Genomic DNA, 20,185 nt, shown 5'->3' with positions numbered 1-20,185 from the left:
CAGTCTAATATTTCACTGGTGGTGTTTTCCAGCTACCGGACAAGCTTAAATTATCGGCTCCCAATAAAGGCAGATTGATAGGCACGCTGACCGTAATATTACCTATTAACCCTTTAATCGTAATATTCAATACAGGACCCAGGAGTGGAATCCCCTCCAAGATACCGTTCAAATTAGCTATATTGGACAATTTCACAGAAAGAGTCAACGAGTGATTGCCATCCGTTTGTTGGGTATATGATTTCAATCCCAGGCTGACGAAAGAGTAATCCGACCGATAGCGATAGTTAGTCTCTACTGTAGCCTGAATAGGATCGGTTATATTCACCAGTGCGCCATTCAGCAACAGACTACCGTCTATAACTTCATCAATCAGTAAGCCGGAGATAAGCCCGGGTTTGGCTACATGAATCTCCCGTACGTTAAACACACCATGGAATCCTCTGATAAGAATATCTTTTTCACTATTAGTGGTTCCGGGAGTAGGGGTAAAGCTGTAACGGAAGCGATGATTGCCGGAATAAGTGTCCGTTACGTTCAAATCTAAATCCATAGCTTTCGGAAAGTTATTAATGGTAACCAAAGCATAGGCGGCATCACTGCCACGCCAGGGATTCAACAAATTTCCCAAAGCTCCCAGAGCGCCATCCTGTGTGGCGTTACCGGAAAGGGTCCGGCCTATTTCATTCACTAACTGTTGCAACAACTGATTATATAATGCATCAGTAACCGGTTGAACTAGTACACCGACCACCAAGTTGACAGCAGCATCCAATCCTCCCACCACGGCATATACTGCATTCCCCAGTGCCCCCAGATCCATAGCTGTTTTCAACAAACCCGGAAGAACTCCTTGTACTGTAGTCTTTATTATATTCTTATAACCGATTTGAGTTACGATATTATTGCTTAGCGAGTTCAATGCCGTTTGCGAATCTACAAACACGCGGCGGAGATTGAGCATCGTAATGATACGCTGTAACAAAACAGAAGGTTGTGATGTCGTATTCGAAAAACTCACGTTGGCAAAATAAAATTCAGAAGTGTCGGAGAACTCCGAACCGGGCAGATTGATACGCGCATTGGCACGCATAGTCTGATAATCGGTCAATAGATCCGAATAAGTGCTTCCTCCTGTTCCTGATATCGGAAATTGTGTTTTATCCATATTCGCAAGGAATACAGCAGTATATTGTCCTTTGGGAAGCGTATCTCTCATGGCGGCTAAAGGCCATACCGGAGCGGAATCAGTAGGTTTTAATACTACTTTTTCTTTCACAAACTCGCCGGTAGTCTTATAGATGACGTAACGAATACTACGCACCCGGAGATCTGAACCGGAAACTGCGGCACGAGTATCGGGGGATTTCTTTGGCGAAAACATAACCTCAAAATATCCGTCAGGTATATCCGATGTAACTTCCTCCGAAGATTGATTCCCGGAAGACGGTTCCGATAGATTGTCCTCCTCCTTGTCACAGCCGGCAAAGAGAAAAGAAAAAAATAAAGCTACTATTACCAAACAAGCTGTTTTCATGGCTTTTATCATTATTATTGAATACCATCCCATGCATTATCATCCAGATTGATGTTGCCAGATAAGGTAAATCCCAGATTAATAGAAGAATAATCTCCAGTAATCTTTACCCAATGATTAGAATCGAACGTAATACGGTTTCCTGACACGACTCCTGTCTGATCGGGAATTTTTACTGTATATCGTTCCTTGAAACCGGTGCCATACGCTACATCCAGATAGAGCAGTGTGTTTCTGGTTGTGGTAGTTGGCAGCATATAAAGATTAAAACTCACACTGCCCGAAACAGGCATTTTCGTTCCTAATGTCTTTATTCCACTATCGCCTGCTGTCTGCCATGTCAAGGGGGCAGCATCCGTAATCCTAGTACCCGTTACCAGTTGTTCGGCTGCTAGAGTCATAGCGTTTACGTAGCCCGGAACGTTATTTACTTGCAGGCTTAGGGCACTTACTAACCGTGTAAGCGTTCCTTTCACATTGTCCACCTGCGAAGGTTTGAATTTTTGTCCTACCAGAGCGTTTTTTAAATAACCGGTCCCGGTACAGGAAAATAATTCCGGCACAACCGGTGTGTTGGTTGGTTGCAGATACAAGTTTGCCAGTGTGGCAGGTGTAACGGTAGAAAGAATACTGAACTTCCGTGTAGCACTATTCTGATTGGCAAAATCATAATCGTTTTGGTTATAACCGATTATAACCAGCTGATAAGTGGATGTGGCGGATAAGTTCAGCATGGTAGCGACTGCTGGAAACGAACTGACATTCAGTTGGCGTGCCGAACTATATTCAGGTACGAAATTGGCAGGATCATCCGTCAATGCTTCATTCGTTTTACGGAAAGGTAAAATCAGTATCCTGTTCACTGAAAGGGCAGCATCACCCGGGGCACGAGTATAATTGCTGTTTCCGCTTATAGCCAAATGCACAGGAACGATGCTTTCATCCGGGAACAGGTCCCGGTTCTCTTCTGTGGAACATCCACCCAAGAGAATCATTCCTATTCCCGTAAACAAGGCTATTATATGATTTGTCAATTTCATACCTGTTGTTCTCAAAATCTACGATTCAAGTTTTTTACTGGATGATGAGGTTATGAATCAGTGACCATGCCGGACTGATCGTGATTACTATATTCTGGTCAATTAATAAATCGATCGGATTGTCATCATCACCCGGGTCACCCGGAGTGCCACCATTCGTGCTGCCGGCAGCTCCTTTCGTTCCCAAAGAGTAGAAGTGATTAGCCAGAATATCAAAAGTGGTGGCATTACTGGTATTATCTTTTACAGTCCATTCCTTAATGGCCGTACCCGAAGTGTCATAAAGTCCAAGAGTCATGGTTACTCCGCTAACCGGCATATAGAAAGCACCGCCCAACTGTGAGTTAGCAACTTTTACGACTCCCTGCGATGAAAGATCATTCCCTGCAAATACACCATTGGACACTGCCTGTCCGGACAAATCAAGATCTATGATATTATAGGAGACGGGAGTTGTATTAATACCTGTTCCGGTGGTCAGATTCACTTGTTGATTAGAGTTGCTCACCGCCAGGCGTAAGTATCGCACTGTACTGTTATTCAACTGTTGTGGTACATTTTTAAAATATCCGAGCACACCGGCAACTTTACGGGTCATTTCAATGCTTACACGGGCACCTTGATCGGTGACCATAGCTTCTGCCGAACCGGAAAAGATTTCAGATTCCTGTCCCGTACTCGCAATCGTAGCCAGCATATCACCATAAGTCGTAGTAGATGTTGGCGTAGTTATATTGAACAAGTCTGATGCATCACGTCCTACTGCCAAAAACTTATAGGTTCCCCCAGGAAGTTTGTTTCCATCAGGCACAGCAAAGTGCTTAAAAGTGGTTCCATCACTCCAGTCTGTCACCGTATAAGTCTTATAATACAGATAGCTGGAACTGGCAGAAGCAAACTGGAAAGCATAAATGCTAACTCGGGTGACATGTTGGGAAGCTTCCTGGCTATACACCGGAGTGCGCGTGGAAATGCCGTCACTAAGTTTATTTACGGCCGAAAGTTCAAAAATAACGCTACCGTCCTCCGGTTGGGGCTGAACAGTCAGATCATCTTCATTAGAGCATGCAGCAAATACGGACAGGCTTGCTGCTACAAAAAACATCCATTTCTTCATAATTGTAAAGGTTTTAGTAAAAAATAAGGGAATAATCATTGTATATCCAGACGATGAATCATGACCCATTGTTCTTGGATGAACATCCAGACTTCACATACGCCATCTGTTTTTTTATAATCTACAGCGATAGCTGATATTTCGTTGCGCTTCATGGTAAGGTCCATCTCCGGCAGTTCCGGAAAGGGAGCGGTTGCCCTTGTATCATCTGTATAAAAAATGAGTTTTACCTTTGAAGGACCTTCTGAAGTGGGGGCAAGCCATGTAGATATGGTTGGTTGCATTGGTACACGTTTTTCTATATTCGTATTACCTGTATAATTGAAATTTGCATCTACTGACTGATAGAGATGGTTGATACTTTGACCTACACTTGTCACTGTAGCCGGGAAGTTGGAGCAAAGTAACAGGAACAGACCTTTAGTTCGTTCCAATGAAAGTTCGGTTGTCTGATAGGAACGGTCAAGCCGGAGTGTACGGGTAGTCATATAAATGTCCGTATGCTCTTTGGTATTCTGGTGCAAGATACCTGCCGGGTATTCTGATGTCATGTTTCCCCATACAGTCAGAATATATTCTCCCTCCGGAATATCGGTAAGAATAATAGAGTATGTCCGGTCTTCGCCATAAACAGTCATCACGGAAGACTCTTTCACCCGGGCACGGGTAGTCGATTCGCTTAAAGTATAATAGATCGTTCCTTCAAAACGTTGGAACGGTGCATTCTCTTCTTTAGATCCAAGTTGTGGGAAGTCTACAATATTCTTGTAATTCTTATCTTTTACAGATACCTGCACTATATATTGAGGATTGGGACAATCGGAAAGATCATCGGAGATGCAGGAATTGGTAAATCCCAATAAAGCTGCCAAATATAAAGAATGCATGAACCGTACATTCATAATAGTCAAGATTTAAACAGAAAATCAAAATAGAATTCGATATGAACAACGTTATTTCAGATTTGTTTTTGCGCAATGAATATATTTTCTGTTAAATCATTGATAAGATTAGGCAAGCCCTTTAAAATGCTGCATTTTGTGTGCCAGGTTGATACTAATTTCCTGTTGCGCTATTATAAAGTGACATTTATCTTTTTATAAGGTGACTATTGTCTTATTATAAGGTGACGACTACCCGAGTGCATAAACTATATATAAGTTTTTGCACTGAAATTCTTTATTCTTTGCACTGGAAGATCTTAAATACAATAATAAAATGAAAGTTTATTATTGACTAATTAGCCATCTTATATTCATTCGGAGCCAACCCTACCACTTTTTTAAATAACCGGCTTAAATGATGTGGATATTTAAATCCTAATTCGTAGGCGATTTCGCTAACCGATTTGTTACCTTCAATCAGCAATTCTTTAGCACGGTCGATGGTGGTTAGCTGGATATATTCTTGTGCTGATTTTCCGGTTTCTTTCTTAATAAGATCACCGAAATAATTGGCGGATAAATGCAGTTGGTCGGCACACCATGCCACCGAGGGCAAACCGAGTTGCTGGGGTTTATCCGAAGCAAAGTAACCACGTAATAGTTCTTCAAAACGAGTTAGTGAGTCTTTGTTCACCGTTTCACGTGTTACGAACTGGCGGTCGTAAAAACGGACGCAATGGTTGAGCAACACTTCAATATTGGCTGCAATAATTTGTTTCGAGTGTTTGTCTATGACGTGTTGCAGTTCTTCCTTGATTTCGTGGAAACAGTTAATGATAATTTGCTGTTCGCGTTCGGACATATGCAATGCTTCGTTTGACGAGTAGGAAAAGAATGAGTAATCTGCCATGCGACGTCCGAGAGAAGTGCCACGCAACAAATCGGGGTGGAACATCAGACACCATCCTTTGTATCGGTACGATACTTTGCCATCATCAACGCCGGCAACCTGCCCCGGTGCAATAAAGACTAATGTTCCTTCTTGATAATCGTATTGGTTACGTCCGTAAAGTAGCGGACCACAATCGATATGTTTGAGGAAAATGCAGTAAAAACCAAAATTCTTGAGGCAGTGGCGGACACTCTCCAATTCCGAAAAATCGACTACGCTTACCAATGGATGAACAGTCTCTACTCCCAACAGTTCGTTGTAGTCTTGCACCGAATCTAACTTTATGATTGTTCCCATACTCTATTCTTTTTTTCTATGGCAAAGATAGCAGATTTTTATATACAAGCAACCTTTCTCCGGAAGAATCCGTAATATCGGTTAGTGAATATGTAATTTGTGTTATTCTATTGAAAGCAAGCAATATCCAATCAGTAAAATTGGTAGTTGAAACCGTAATTCGTCTATGGACGTGCTTCTATTTATCGCATAATTTTGCATCATCGAAAGTAGATTATTTGAATCATCTAAATAACGAGAATATGAAGTACAGAAAATTAGGAAACAAGAAATCACAAATGTCCGCTATCGGACTGGATGTCGGTTCCGTGCTGCTTAGTCCGCCAGGAAAAAGGGAGATAATGAAAAAGTATATTTTAGGAATATGGATGGTTTGTCTTGCTTCTTTAGGCATGGCACAAACTCCGAAAGCAGAACAAGTTATGAATAAGAAACAGCAATACATTGTAGAGATTGCCGCCCTTGTGGGTAAAGGAGATCTTGCAAAACTGAAACCGGTCCTCGTTGCAGGATTGGAGGACGGAATGACCGTCAATGAATTGAAAGAAGTAATGGTTCATTCTTATGCTTATTGTGGTTTTCCACGAGCTCTTCGCGGATTACAGACTTTTGTCGCTGTACTTGATGAGCGTAAGGCAAACGGTATTGAGGATAAAAGAGGGCGTGAAGCTTCACCGATTACCAATACCCGCAGCAAGTACGAGCGCGGACGGGATATCCTTTCCAAAATTTCGGGTGCGCCGGTTGATGCTCCGAAAGCGGATTATGCTGTATTGGCTCCCGAAATAGAAGTGTTTCTTAAAGAACATCTTTTTGCCGATATTTTCGAACGTGACGTACTGACCCATGCCGAACGTGAAATTGCTACCGTAGCAGTGTTAGCGGCCATTGGTGGGGTAGAACCGATGATGAAAGGTCATATGGGTATTGCGCTGAATGTAGGCGTTACACCCGACGAGTTGCGCCATCTGTTTATTATTGTTGAGAAGCAGATTGGTCATCGCGAGGCTGATGCCGGACGCATAGTGTTGAATGAAGTATTACAAAGTAAAGGATTAATAGCCAATCCCGACACACCGGTTATATCTGTGGAAAATGGGGTGAAGAAGCAGAAAGTTACATTTCACAACCGTTTTTTGATTGATGTGGTCGGTGATCTTTATCTTCCTGCCAACTATGATCCGGCAAGGAAATACCCGACGCTGGTTGTCGGTCATCCTTTCGGTGGTGTGAAGGAACAGACTTCGGGACTCTATGCACGCCGTTTGGCAGAACAGGGGTATGTTACACTGGCATTCGATGCTTCTTATTACGGTGAAAGCAGCGGTTATCCGCGACGTATCGAATCTCCCGAAGTACGGGTGGAGGATTTCAGCGCAGCGGTCGATTTTCTGTCGAATCATCCGGCAGTTGATGCGGATAAAATCGGAGTGATTGGTATTTGTGGTGGTGGATGCTATTCGGTGAGTGCTGCACAAATAGACCATCGTATCAAAGCTGTGGCAACAATCAGTATGTACGATATGGGACGTGCCCGCCGCCAGGGAGTAGGTGATTCGATGACTTACGAACAGCGGATGGCGATACTCGACGCAGTAGGCCGTCAACGCACGGCAGAGTTTGGTGGAGCAGACCGTAAAGATATCCGTGCCCTGCCGGAGAAGGTAGATGCTTCGACACCGAAATACGCACTCGATTTCCTCGATTATTATGATAATCCTGCACGTGGACAGCATCCTAACTCTACGGCTTATTATTCTTATACGAGCCTTGCGCCGATGATGAACTTCTTCCCGTTCGCGCAGATTGAAACGATCTCACCGCGCCCGTTACTTTTCATCGTAGGAGAGAATGCCGTATCTGCCTATTTTTCGGAAGATGCCTATGCAAAAGCTGCCGAACCCAAGGAACTGTTCGTTGTACCGGGTGCTACTCATGTCGATCTTTACGACCGTCCGGAGTATCTGAGAATAACGCTTCCCAAGTTGGATAATTACTTCAAACAATACCTAAAATAACAACTCGATATGAAACAAATATTTATAATTGCTGTTGCGGCGTTGATGAGTGCCTGCTGTAATCAAAATGAAAAAGAGATGGGAACTGCTGTTCAAAAAGATGTGTTCTCTAAAGGCTCTTTGATAGTAGATCATCCGAACTTTACAGGGGAAGCATGGCTTGATAGATTTGTCATGGCAGCTGATTCAATGGACTGCACTGTCAGTAATGTGACTTTCGCGCCAAGTGTACGCAATAGCTGGCATTCGCATCCGGGCGGTCAGATTTTGCTTTGTACTTCCGGTAAGGGATATTATCAGGAAAAAGGGAAGAGCATACAAGTGCTTCATCCCGGTGATGTTGTGAGAATCGCTCCCGATATAGAACATTGGCACGGTGCGGCTCCCGACAGTGAGTTTACGCATATTGCCATTGGTACGCAGGTGGCGAAAGGTCCGGTCAAATGGTTCGAACCGGTAACGGATAAAGAGTATAATGAATTAGAATCGACTGAAAATAAGTAAAATGAGTATTTCCGTTTTAAGAATGCAGGAGTAGTGGTAACTGATAATAAAAAAAATAACGATATGGAAACAGATAAAAGAATCAGTCGTAGGGAAGCTTTGACACGAATGGGGATGATTGTTGCCGGGGCAGCCGCCTCATCCATAGGACTGCCGGCTTTAATATCCTGTGCTGAAAAGCCTCAAAAGAAACGCATCATTTTGTATTTCACTGCCACGGGAAACTGTTTGCATGTTGCCCGTCAATTAGCAGAGTCGGAAGAACAATTGTTGAGTATTCCGCAAATGGTTAAGCAAAACCAGTATGAGTTTGAGGCTGATGAGATAGGGCTTGTTTATCCGATATACGGTCATATGCCGCCTAATATGGTACGGAATTTCATAAAGAAAGCAAAGTTGAAAGCGGCATATAAATTTGCAGTGCTTACTTATGGAGCGAGGAAATGCGATTCGGTAGAGATATGGAACGATATATCGAGTAAGGCCGGTAACAAATTTGACTATATCAACACGCTCGTTATGGTAGATAACTGGTTGCCGAACTTCGATATGAATGAACAGATAAAAATAGACAAACATATTCCGGAGAACTTGCGGAAGATTACCGAAGACTTATCACAAAGACGACATTGGCACGAACCGGTAAGTGAAGAAGAGCGACAGATGCATGCTGGGTTCATGGCCCGTTCAGGGCTTGATCCGGAAGTCGGTTTTCTCAAAAGGAGCGAAAACTATTTTGTTGTCACCAAAAATTGCATTGATTGTGGAGCTTGTACAGATGTCTGTCCGCGTGGTAATTATGAGTTTACTTCAAACGGTATTAAAATGCAGGGGGATTGTGATTTCTGTTTTGCCTGTATCCAGAATTGTCCGCAGAAAGCCATTCAGTTCAAGAAAAATGATGAGGACCCTTTATTGGCAAATGGCGAACGAAATCCGAATGCCCGCTACCGGAATGAGCATATTTCACTGGTGGATATAAAGAGAGCTAACAGACAATAAAAAGATGTGTAATCACCTAAAAAACAATGTGTATGAAACGATTATCTATAAATTTATTCATCCTTCTTATGTGGGTGAGCAATTCTGGTTTGACATTTCTTTCGCCAAATGACCTCCGACATCAGTCGTCACGATATGAAAACTGCTGATTTTCTGACCGAGTGGTTGCATAATAATAAATTGGATAAATAATATAAAAACTACAACGTATGAGAAAGTTACTTTTAGTCCCCTTTTTATTTTTTTCCCTGACAATAGCGGCTGCTTGTTCCGGGAGTGATGATACTGAACAACCGGACACTCCCGACCGATTATCAGGTGACAGTAAGATTTTGGTTACTTATTTCTCTGCAACAGGTAATACACAAGCGGTTGCAGAACGTATTATAGAATTGACAGGAGCTGATGTATACCGCATCAGGGCATCTGTTCCCTATGCGTCGAATCCTTATGACGACAGCGACCGTGTTCAGAAAGAAGCCTACAACGATCTACGCCCGGGGGTAGCCAATCTGCCTTCTGCCGAAACGATAGCACAGTATGATACGATTTTCGTCGGTTCGCCTTGCTGGTGGCATCAACCTGCTATGGTTGTCTGCACATTCCTGGAAAATTATGATTTGAGCGGTAAAACGATTATTCCGTTTATCACTTACGGCGCAACCACTTATCTGAACGAATCAATGCAGAAAATTTATAAACTGACTCCCAATTCGAAACATATCCCGGAAACTCTTCCGGAGGATCTTGATCCGGATGATATTACGACTCCCGGACGTCCCGATGATGACGGAATCGATATGCCTGGTCATGCCAGTGGGGTAGAAGCATGGTTGAGAAGGATAGGACTAACGGTTAAATGAGCAATGTATCATGTATTCGGAAGTAAAGGCCTGTATACAGCAGATTTGGTAAAGTAGCTGGTTTTTATCAGCGGGAAGATAGTATTATTTAACTAGATTCTCTATCTTTGCTCGAAAATATACGACTATGATTACCGAAGAACTACAGAAACTTTATCAGTCATATACGGGCGTTCCCGCTGAAAACATAACAGAATTACCGTCTTCCGGTTCCAACCGTCGTTATTTTCGACTGACGGGTATAGAAACATTGATTGGAGTCTACGGAGCTTCTAACGATGAAAATGAAGCATTTCTTTATATGGCAGGACACTTCCGCAAGTGTGGACTGCCTGTTCCCGAAGTGCGTATCGCCTCGGAAGATAAGACCTATTATTTGCAGGAAGATTTGGGCGATACTCTGTTGTTCCATGCCATAGAGAAAGGGCGTGTTACCAGTGTCTTTTCAGAAGAGGAGAAAGAGTTGCTTCGCAAAACGATTCGTCTGCTTCCTGCTATTCAGTTTGCCGGGGCGGATGGATTTGATTTTTCCCGTTGTTATCCTCAACCGGAGTTTAATCAACGTTCCATTCTGTGGGATTTGAATTACTTCAAATATTGCTTTCTGAAAGCTACCGGTATGGAGTTTCAGGAAGATAAACTGGAAGATGATTTCCAAAAAATGAGCGATGTCTTGCTTCGCAGTTCTTCCGCTACTTTTATGTATCGTGATTTTCAAAGCCGCAATGTGATGATAAAAGACGGGGAACCGTGGTTTATCGACTTTCAGGGCGGACGCAAAGGCCCGTTTTATTATGACATAGCCTCTTTCCTGTGGCAGGCGAAAGCGAAATATCCCGATAGCCTCCGTAAAGAACTGCTGCAAGAGTATATGGAAGCTCTTCGCAAATATCAACCGATTGACGAATCCTATTTTTATAGCCAACTTCGTCACTTCGTTCTTTTCCGTACGCTGCAAGTGCTGGGAGCCTATGGCTTCCGTGGTTATTTTGAAAAGAAACCGCATTTTATCCAAAGCGTCCCTTATGCTATCGAAAACCTGCGTGAATTGTTGAAAGAAGAATATCCGGAATATCCATATCTCTGTAACGTTTTGCGGGAGCTTACCGGACTGAAACAATTTACGGACGACCTGAAAAAGCGACAGCTAACCGTTAAAGTAATGAGCTTTGCCTATAAGAAAGGAATTCCTGATGACTCTACCGGCAATGGAGGAGGTTATGTATTCGACTGCCGCGCCGTGAATAATCCTGGCAAGTATGAGCGTTACAAACCTTTCACCGGACTGGATGAACCTGTTATCACTTTCTTGGAAGAAGATGGAGAAATACTCCGTTTCCTCGATCATGTCTATGCTTTGGTAGATGCCTCCGTGCAACGTTATATGGAACGTGGATTCAGCAATTTGTCCGTCTGCTTCGGTTGCACCGGTGGACAGCACCGTTCTGTTTATTCCGCCCAGCACCTGGCAGAGCACCTGAATCAGAAATTTGGTGTGAAAGTCGAACTGGTACATCGGGAACAGAATATCGAACATACGTTTGAAGCAAGAATCTAAGAAGAGTAAATATAAAGAAGAAAGTAACTGAAAGAATGAAAGCAATGATATTTGCAGCCGGTTTGGGTAGCCGGCTGAAGCCACTCACCGATACCATGCCTAAGGCTTTGGTTCCCATAGCCGGACGTCCGATGTTGGAACATGTGATCTTAAAACTGAAAGCTGCCGGCTTCACAGAAATAGTGATTAACATTCACCATTTTGGCGAACAGATACTTGACTTCTTGAAAGCCAATGAGAATTTTGGACTTATCATACATATTTCCGACGAACGTGACCTGTTACTCGACACGGGTGGGGGAGTTAAGAAAGCCCGTTCTTTCTTTGAAAACTCCGATGAGCCTTTCCTGATACACAATGTAGATATTCTTTCAGACGTGAATTTGAAAGATTTATATGACTACCATCTACAAAGCGGTGCTGTTGCCACTTTACTGGCCAGCCAACGTAAAACCTCCCGCTATCTTCTTTTTGATGCAGGCAAGAGACTTTGCGGATGGATAAACAAGGATACGGAACAAGTGAAACCGGAAGGTTTTCAGTATGATCCTTCCCTTTATCACGAATATGCATTCAGTGGCATCCATGTACTTTCGCCTGCCATTTTCCAATGGATGGCTTCTCCCTGTTGGGAGGGTAAATTCTCTATTATGGATTTCTATCTTGCCACTTGTCAGCAAGTAAACTATGGTGGTTATTTGACAGAAAAGTTACATCTGATTGATATAGGCAAACCGGAAACTTTAGCGAAAGCAGAAGACTTTTTATAGTAAATCCGCAGGTTTGTTTGGTTCCCGTGAATCCTTATGAGACCTGTACCGTTCGTTTGGATAAAAAACGGTTAGCGCAGATTCTCACTAACTTTGTAACTAATGCTATCTAGAAAAACAAATGCCAGTTGTTACACGCACCGAATGGACTGAAGGCAGTTGAGATTGTCCGTACCCAACCGGTGGATTTGGTATTGATGGATATGAAGATGCCTGTGATGGACGGGCGTACTGCAACCTCAGAGATCCGGAAGTTTAATGCGGAAATTCCAATTATCGCTCTGACTGCTCATGCCTTTGATGCCGACCGGGTAGCTGCGTTGAAAGCCGGTTGTGATGATTATCTGGTGAAGCCGATCAATGGCGCGAAGTTGATGCAGACTCTAAAAGAGTATGGTTGTTGAAAGGATGGAATTAAAAATGTGCTGATCTAAAAAAAGGTATATTCTATTCTTTCTGTTTTTAATATATCAGTCACTTGCTTGTGGTGAAGGAAAAAACACTCTGCATTTTAAATGAAAGAATGCAGGAGTGTTTGTAATTTTAGATAATTCTTGTCTAAAAACAAATAATATCTTTGTATTAATGTCTATATGCTTGTTATTTACCTGTATGTAGTTCGCTTTGTCATTCTTTTTTTGTCCGCATGTGATGATGAACTGGCATATAAACGGGCTTTTCCGAGAGCTTTAATAACTTGGTCGGTGAGTATGGAAAGCTTTCTCGGTGAGAAAGGATGTGTTCCTTATCGAGGAATGGCTTGTTGCTCACCGAGGAAAATCATTTATTTCTTTAAAGAAAACGCATATCCTCTGAAAATATATGCTGTATTGTGGCAGTAATATGCATATATATGTGATAATATGGATGCTTTTAATTTCAGACTACCATCTTCAATAGTTTTGTTTTCTTTCTTAATCTAAAAAATAGAACATTTCTTTTGTTTATTTGGAGGAATTGAAAGGGAGACAACTTACTATAAAAGACTGTAAATCTGTAAAGATTAGGCTTGTTCCTCATATTTATGGATTTAAATAGTTACCTTTGCTACAAAAATAGAATATCATGTCCAAATACGTCAATCCTTTTACTGATATAGGATTTAAAATAATTTTTGGTCAACGGGCCAGCAAGGATTTACTCATCACTTTGTTGAACGAACTACTTGCAGGTGAACATCATATTACAGAACTTACTTTTCTCGATAAGGAAGATCATGCAGACAATGTGAGTGATAAAGGTATCATTTATGATCTTTATTGCCGTACAGCAAGTGGTGAGTATATAATTGTGGAGATGCAGAACCGTTGGCACAGTAATTTTTTAGATCGTACACTTTATTATGTCTGTCGTGCTGTGAGTCGGCAGATAGAATCTCCTTCTTCAAAAGAAGTCCCTGTCCCTGAAGATCCGATGACTGCAAGAGAATCACTTGTCTCTTATGGAAAGCAGTATAGACTACCTACTATATATGGAATTTTCTTGATGAATTTCAAAGAGGAAAGCTTAGAGGCTAAATTCCGTACGGATACGGTTCTTTCCGATCGTGATACAGGGAAGATTGTCAATCCGCATCTTCGGCAGATTTATTTGCAATTTCCTTATTTTACAAAGGATTTGTCGGACTGCCATACATTATATGATAAATTAATTTATGCACTGAAGAATATGAGCAATTGGAATAGAATGCCGGATGCTTTGAAAGAACAAGTGTTTGAACATTTGGCGAGATTGGCAGCTGTTGCCGATCTTTCGGAAGAAAACCGTATCGCTTATGATAAGGCGTTAGATCGGTATAGGGTCAACCAAATTGTAGAGGAGGATGAACGACGTAAAAATGAAGAGATGCGGAGAAAAGCGGCCGAAGAAGGGATGAAGGAAGGGATGAAGGCCGGGTTGGAAAAAGGAGTGAAAAAAGGAAGGCTAGAGGGAATAAAAGAAGGAAGAAAGGAAGGAATGGAGAAAGGAGAGCAAAAGAAGCAAATTGAAATTGCTCGAAAGATGAGAGAGGACGGAATATCTGTTGATATAATTATCAAATACACGGGTCTTCAATCTTCTGATATAGAAAACCTATAATATATCTTCGTAGGAAAATTGTTGTAGTTATATTAGGATAAAATATAAAAGAGGCGGGAATATTCAGGAGTGAATACTTCCGCTTTCTTTTTTTGATTTGTAAGATTTTCAATGATGTCTATAGTGCCGTAATTTGTTGATGAATTGGACGATTTTAGACAAAAATGGAAGAATTATAGTAAAAATAGAACATACATATTGTAAAACAATCTTGTATAAACTAATTATGATGACATGCTTATGAACATTAGCTTTAAGAAACGAACTTTGTTAATCCTATCAGCAGTACTTTTCAGGCAGAAGGTGCAGTCACGTTTCATTAAACTGGAGGCAACTACCCCTGATGATACTATTGCAGAAGTAAACATGAATGAAATAGGAGTGATAGTGACTCCCTGATGAGTCACTTCATTGAAAGGTATGCACTGGCGTCTTGTTTCTTGATGAATCGGATGCCGGTCTCTTTTTTTCTAAACCAAATGAATCTTTTACTGTTATTTATTAAAAAAGACAGAAGTTATGTTAGTAGTAGATTTAGGAAAATGGATGAATAAAACCCTCATAGGTTGGGGGATAGACCCGGCAGTTGCCGATCGTTTTGATGAGACTATTATGGCTTTACTGATGATAGTGATTGCTATCGTTCTGAATTACCTCTGCCAGGCGATTCTTATCGGAGGTATGAAACAGTATACGAGACGGAAACCCCATCAATGGAACACGTTGTTGATGAAGCGCAAGGTATTTCATCATTTGATTCATACTATCCCGGCTTTTCTAGTTTATTCGTTGTTGCCAATGGCTTTTATCCGTGGAAAAGAGTTGTTACTGATTTCCCAGAAAGCGTGCGTCATTTATATTATTTTCTCCTTACTATTGGCTATTAATGGAATTCTGTTGATGATAATGGATATCTATGACGGAAGAGAGTCGATGAAAGACCGCCCGATGAAAGGATTTATCCAAGTGTTGCAGGTGCTTCTTTTCTTTGTAGGCGGAATTGTAATCGTCGCTATTATTGTGAATAAGTCTCCGGCCACTTTATTTGCGGGCTTGGGTGCTTCGGCGGCTATTTTAATGTTAGTATTCAAAGATTCCATCCTAGGTTTTGTGGCGGGTATCCAGCTTTCTGCTAACGATATGGTTCGTCCGGGGGATTGGGTGACGCTTCCTTCCGGTGACGCAAACGGTATTGTACAGGAAATAACGTTGAATACAGTCAAGATTCAAAATTTTGATAATACCATTTCCACCGTTCCCCCTTATACATTAGTGAGCAGTCCTTTTCAGAATTGGCGGGGAATGACACAGTCGGGAGGACGACGGGTGATGAAGAATATAACTTTAGACTTGACTACACTTCAATTCTGTACACCGGAAATGCTGGACCGTTATCGAAAAGAGATTCCACTAATGGCGGATTATCAGCCGGAAGAAGGAGTCGTTCCTACCAATTCTCAAGTGTACAGGGCATATATTGAACGCTATTTGTGTAGTCTGCCTGTGGTCAATCAAGAGTTGGATTTGATTATCAGTCAGAAAGAAGCTACGATGTATGGAGTACCTATTCAGGTTTATTTTTTCTCTCGCAATAAGGTATGGAAAGAATACGAGCGTATTCAGTCGGATATCTTCGACCATTTGCTGGCAATGGTTCCGAAGTTCGATTTGAAGGTTTATCAGTATTCGGATTAATTTATAAACTATGATGAGGCGTTACATTTTCTCAACTATGCTCATCGCAATGAGAAAAAATACTCATAGTAATGAGAAAAGTTTCTCATAGTTATGAGAATATTTTCTCATTGCGGTGAGAATTGTCCCTTGTCAGAGCATACTGTAACAGCGTTTGTAATAGCCTGATAATGGTTGACTGTCTTTTTTGTAAAAAACCGCTAATTGGGCTATTACCGTCTAAATTAATATAGAATCAGTTCAAAATCTGTATAGATAGGAAGATGGTCACTGATGCCTCCTTGATATTTCATTCCCTTATAAGTGCGGAAAGGTTCTTTATCGCCATATTTTTCGTCATCTTTCAGTAAAAAAGGGAGAAGGCAGACATTTGCCTTTTCTTCGCTGGTGAAAAAGTGGCTTGATTGATTTAATAGAGTGCCTGATACAATCAAGTGGTCAAGTAATCCCCATTCACCACGATATTTGTAAGAACCGAAGTCTTTTGACTTAACTTTTCGGGCAAGTAGATGATATAGTTGTAGGGAGGAGGGGACAACTGTTGAGAAGTTGGTGGAGCCGGTTGTTGGGGCTAGGTCATTGGTAGTAACGGGAGGCGCTTCGGCTTCCAGTATTTTCTGAATAGATTGATTGGTTGGGTAATCGTTGAAATCCCCCATGATAATGACTTGCGGAAGAGAACGAATGTTCATAATGCTATCGACTTCCATACGCAGAATGTGAGCTGCATATAAACGATAGGGTTCTGATTCTTTGGCTCCACCCGAACGGCTGGGGAGGTGGCAGACAAATACGTCGAGTGTATCTCCCGTCAGTAGAAGTCCGCTGACGTGTAGTAAATCTCTTGTCGGGCGGTATTGCTTAAACGGAGGGATGGAAATAGAACGGAAAGATAATAGTTTGAATAAATCCCGTTGATAAAGCAAGGCTACGTCAATTCCTCTTAAATCTGGGGAGTCGGTCATTACATAACGATAACTAAGCTCTTTTAAAGGAGAGCGGCGGGTAAGGTCACGAAGCACTGTATCATTTTCTACTTCACATAGTCCGACCAATGCAGGCGGACTCCATTCACCAATAGCGGTAATTACACGGGCGACATCAGCCAGCTTTTTCTTATATCTGCTATCATTCCAATGACGCATCGCGTCGGGAAGAAATTCATGATCGTTCTTCAGACTGTCGTGGCGTGTGTCGAACAGGTTTTCTATGTTCCAACTTGCAACGCGGAAAGGGATTCTTTCTTGTTGAAAGGGGGCTTGTCTGCCGTGAACCTCTTGTGCTATGACATCGGAAAGAGCGAAGAAGCTTACTACACCTGATAAAATCATAGTAAAAAAGAGCACAGTAACAGCTGTTTTTTTTCGACTGTTACCATACTCTTCTTTATGTTGACTTATCTGTCTGTTACTTCTTGGCAGGTACATGTGCCAGGATGTCCAACAGATGTTTCCAGAACTTTTCTACAGTAGGAATAAGCATTCGTTCGTCAGGAGAGTGAACACCTGTCAGTGTCGGTCCGAAAGAGATCATATCCAGTGTTGGATATTTATCAAGGAACAGGCCACATTCCAATCCTGCATGGATGGCTTTAACTTTCGCGTCTACACCAAATAAACGCTTGTAAGATTCAACTGCCACTTCGAGGATAGCCGAGTGCGGATTCGGTTTCCATCCCGGATAGCCTTCGCCAAACGTAACATTGGCTCCCGCCAGTTGGAATACGGCACGAACCGTGTTCGCCATATCGTTGCGTGCGGATAGTATCGAGCTGCGCTGACTGGTTTCAATGCGGATGATATGATTCGGTTTCATCTTGACAGATGCCAGATTGGTAGAAGTTTCCACCAGCCCGGGAATATCCTGGCTCATGGCGTATACACCGTGAGGAGCTGCATAGAGGGCTTTTAATAAACGGGCAGTGGTATCCTGATCAATAGCCGTCTTGCGGGGAGCTTCCGATTCGAGAACCAACTTTAAGTCAGGTTCTACAACGGATAATTCGTCTTCCATTTCGCTGGTGAAGATATTCAGTTCGGTGCGGACATCATGCTTGGCATCTTCGGGAACTGCGCAGACCGCATAAGCCTCGCGGGGAATAGCGTTACGCAGATTACCTCCGTTGATTTCACAAAGATACAGATCCTGTCTGCCAGCCATGCGTGAAAGAAAACGGTTCAGTATTTTGTTGGCATTGCCCCGTCCCAAATGAATGTCACCACCGGAGTGACCACCTTTCAGACCTTTCACTTCCACCTTGAAGAAGAAATATCCGGCAGGAACTTCCACTTCTTTATACGTAAATTCTGCAACGGAGTCAATACCTCCGGCACAGCCGATAAAGATTTCCCCTTCATCTTCCGAATCGAGGTTCAGAAGAATATCACCGCTCATAAAGCCTTCCTGCAGGGCGAAAGCTCCGGTAAGCCCCGTTTCTTCGTCTACGGTAAACAGACATTCCAACGGACCATGTTCGATGCTGTCGTCAGCCAGGATGGCCAATTCGGTGGCTACACCGATACCGTTGTCGGCTCCGAGAGTAGTACCTTTGGCCTTCAGCCATTCGCCGTCGATTTCTGTTTCGATGGGGTCGGTGAGGAAGTCATGTTGAACGTCATTGTTCTTTTCGCACACCATGTCGATATGTGATTGCAATACGACGGTTTGAAGATTTTCTTTTCCCGGAGTAGCGGGCTTTTTAATCAATACGTTACCGGCTTCGTCCACCTTAGTTTCCAGGTTATGTTTTGCACCGAATGCCTTCAGGTAGGCAATCATTTTCTCTTCCTTCTTCGAAGGACGTGGCACTTGGCAGATTTCTTCGAAATACTTGAATACGCCAGCCGGCTTTAATTCTTTTTTTTCCATGCTGTTTCTATTTTATAATAGGAATAGAAGGGCTGTTTTCACTTCTTCTATTGCTAAATATGGTTAATTTGATTGACTTATCTGAACTCATATCTCATTAAAGCCTATCTTTGCACTCACAAAATTAATAGAAATGGTTGAGACTATACTGATAACTTTGTTAATAGTTGCTATTTCCCTGGTATTATTAGGGGTGAAAGTATTCTTTACGAAGGGTGGGAAATTTCCGAATGGTCATGTGAGCGGGAATAAAGCGTTGCGTCAGAAAGGAATCGGATGCGCACAGTCGCAGGATCGCGAAGCACAAAAGAAACCGCGTTTTTCTATTGATGAGTTGGAAAAAGCCTTGAACGATAGTATGAATTAAATTTATTAAAAACAATACTTATTAAATTATGAATAGAATGAACTACCTCATGAACGGTTTGGCTGCTCTTGCGTTTATCGTTTTATTTTCACAATGTGCTGGCAAAACTGACAATCAAACTACAAGTACTCCGGCTCAGGCTAATGCCGAACTGTCAGGAATGAAAATTGCCTATGTCGAAATAGATACGCTGCTTGCCAAATACAATTTCTGTATTGACTTGAATGAGGCGATGGTAAAGAAGAGCGAAAACGTTCGTATGACATTGAATCAGAAGGCCACCTCTTTGAACAAGGAAAAACAAGATTTCCAGAAGAAAGTAGAAAACAATGCTTTCCTGTCACAAGATAGAGCACAGCAAGAATACAATCGTCTGGTGAAGTTGGAACAGGATTTGCAAGAGTTGAGCAACAAACTTCAGAATGGTTTGATGGAAGAGAACAACAAGAACAGCTTGCAGTTCCGCGATTCTATCAATGCTTTCCTGAAAGAATATAATAAGACTCACGGATATAGTCTGATTTTCAGCAACACTGGTTTTGATAACCTGCTTTATGCTGACAGCGCTTTTAATATCACAAAAGAAATTGTTGACGGGTTGAATGCAAGATATTCACCTGTAAAGAAATAATAG

18 protein-coding genes and 1 pseudogene are annotated in these 20,185 nt (G+C 42.1%); 12 read left to right on the top strand and 7 right to left on the bottom strand.

Annotated features, from left to right (window positions below):
* Positions 1–4: 4 nt before the first annotated feature.
* The 5 genes from GD631_RS19850 to GD631_RS19830 all read right to left on the bottom strand — a co-directional run bounded on the left by GD631_RS19850 (position 5) and on the right by GD631_RS19830 (position 5,827).
* On the bottom strand, positions 5–1,537 hold the full coding sequence (locus GD631_RS19850; protein WP_143259442.1) for a FimB/Mfa2 family fimbrial subunit: 1,533 nt from the start codon (positions 1,535–1,537) through the stop codon (positions 5–7).
* Positions 1,538–1,551: 14 nt separating this feature from the next.
* Positions 1,552–2,577 (bottom strand): hypothetical protein, encoded by a 1,026-nt coding sequence (locus tag GD631_RS19845; RefSeq protein WP_185911518.1) that lies wholly within the window; start codon positions 2,575–2,577, stop codon positions 1,552–1,554.
* A 34-nt stretch (positions 2,578–2,611) separates the two neighbouring features.
* A complete protein-coding gene (locus GD631_RS19840) occupies positions 2,612–3,694 on the bottom strand; it encodes a FimB/Mfa2 family fimbrial subunit (RefSeq protein ID WP_143259443.1) in 1,083 nt (360 codons plus the stop codon).
* A gap of 35 nt (positions 3,695–3,729) precedes the next feature.
* The gene (locus tag GD631_RS19835) at positions 3,730–4,596 is read right to left on the bottom strand and encodes a hypothetical protein (protein WP_143259444.1); all 867 of its coding nucleotides are present in this window, start codon (positions 4,594–4,596) and stop codon (positions 3,730–3,732) included.
* A gap of 334 nt (positions 4,597–4,930) precedes the next feature.
* Complete coding sequence (locus GD631_RS19830) at positions 4,931–5,827, bottom strand: helix-turn-helix domain-containing protein (RefSeq protein WP_143259445.1); 897 nt, start codon at positions 5,825–5,827, stop codon at positions 4,931–4,933.
* Positions 5,828–6,168: 341 nt separating this feature from the next.
* Between GD631_RS19830 and GD631_RS19825 the strand changes: the two genes are divergently transcribed.
* The 10 genes and pseudogenes from GD631_RS19825 to GD631_RS19780 all read left to right on the top strand — a co-directional run bounded on the left by GD631_RS19825 (position 6,169) and on the right by GD631_RS19780 (position 16,316).
* Positions 6,169–7,845: an alpha/beta fold hydrolase gene (locus GD631_RS19825; RefSeq protein ID WP_143259474.1), complete on the top strand. Its 1,677-nt coding sequence runs from the start codon at positions 6,169–6,171 to the stop codon at positions 7,843–7,845.
* A 9-nt stretch (positions 7,846–7,854) separates the two neighbouring features.
* Positions 7,855–8,349: a cupin domain-containing protein gene (locus GD631_RS19820; protein WP_143259446.1), complete on the top strand. Its 495-nt coding sequence runs from the start codon at positions 7,855–7,857 to the stop codon at positions 8,347–8,349.
* 63 nt (positions 8,350–8,412) lie between these two features.
* Complete coding sequence (locus tag GD631_RS19815; RefSeq protein ID WP_143259447.1) at positions 8,413–9,351, top strand: EFR1 family ferrodoxin; 939 nt, start codon at positions 8,413–8,415, stop codon at positions 9,349–9,351.
* Positions 9,352–9,560: 209 nt separating this feature from the next.
* Positions 9,561–10,214, top strand: a complete 654-nt coding sequence (locus tag GD631_RS19810; RefSeq protein WP_143259448.1) for a flavodoxin — start codon at positions 9,561–9,563, stop codon at positions 10,212–10,214.
* Between the two features lie 127 nt (positions 10,215–10,341).
* Positions 10,342–11,772 (top strand): RapZ C-terminal domain-containing protein, encoded by a 1,431-nt coding sequence (locus GD631_RS19805; protein WP_143259449.1) that lies wholly within the window; start codon positions 10,342–10,344, stop codon positions 11,770–11,772.
* Positions 11,773–11,807: 35 nt separating this feature from the next.
* On the top strand, positions 11,808–12,542 hold the full coding sequence (locus GD631_RS19800) for a nucleotidyltransferase family protein (protein ID WP_185911517.1): 735 nt from the start codon (positions 11,808–11,810) through the stop codon (positions 12,540–12,542).
* Between the two features lie 113 nt (positions 12,543–12,655).
* Positions 12,656–12,946: pseudogene (locus GD631_RS19795) on the top strand (response regulator); the annotation flags it as partial.
* 661 nt (positions 12,947–13,607) lie between these two features.
* Complete coding sequence (locus GD631_RS19790) at positions 13,608–14,621, top strand: PD-(D/E)XK nuclease family transposase (protein WP_143259451.1); 1,014 nt, start codon at positions 13,608–13,610, stop codon at positions 14,619–14,621.
* Positions 14,622–14,861: 240 nt separating this feature from the next.
* Complete coding sequence (locus GD631_RS19785; RefSeq protein WP_153260292.1) at positions 14,862–15,020, top strand: hypothetical protein; 159 nt, start codon at positions 14,862–14,864, stop codon at positions 15,018–15,020.
* Positions 15,021–15,140: 120 nt separating this feature from the next.
* Complete coding sequence (locus GD631_RS19780; RefSeq protein WP_143259452.1) at positions 15,141–16,316, top strand: mechanosensitive ion channel family protein; 1,176 nt, start codon at positions 15,141–15,143, stop codon at positions 16,314–16,316.
* A 224-nt stretch (positions 16,317–16,540) separates the two neighbouring features.
* On the opposite strand, the gene GD631_RS19775 is transcribed toward GD631_RS19780, so the two are convergent.
* Positions 16,541–17,743, bottom strand: coding sequence for an endonuclease/exonuclease/phosphatase family protein (locus GD631_RS19775; RefSeq protein WP_143259453.1), 1,203 nt, complete (start codon positions 17,741–17,743; stop codon positions 16,541–16,543).
* Entirely contained in the window at positions 17,724–19,184 is a 1,461-nt protein-coding gene (locus GD631_RS19770; RefSeq protein WP_143259454.1) for an aminoacyl-histidine dipeptidase, read from the bottom strand. The genes GD631_RS19775 and GD631_RS19770 overlap by 20 nt, the downstream gene beginning before the upstream one ends.
* Positions 19,185–19,317: 133 nt before the next feature.
* Here GD631_RS19770 and GD631_RS19765 point away from each other — a divergent pair, with 133 nt between their 5' ends.
* Positions 19,318–19,551 carry a hypothetical protein gene (locus GD631_RS19765; protein ID WP_143259455.1) on the top strand — a complete coding sequence of 78 codons (234 nt, stop codon included), beginning with the start codon at positions 19,318–19,320 and terminating at the stop codon, positions 19,549–19,551.
* A gap of 28 nt (positions 19,552–19,579) precedes the next feature.
* Positions 19,580–20,182 carry an OmpH/Skp family outer membrane protein gene (locus tag GD631_RS19760; RefSeq protein ID WP_008771479.1) on the top strand — a complete coding sequence of 201 codons (603 nt, stop codon included), beginning with the start codon at positions 19,580–19,582 and terminating at the stop codon, positions 20,180–20,182.
* Positions 20,183–20,185 lie beyond the last annotated feature (3 nt).

This window comes from Bacteroides luhongzhouii (genome assembly GCF_009193295.2).
Lineage (GTDB): Bacteria > Bacteroidota > Bacteroidia > Bacteroidales > Bacteroidaceae > Bacteroides > Bacteroides luhongzhouii.
This window is presented reverse-complemented; position numbering and strand designations above follow the sequence as displayed.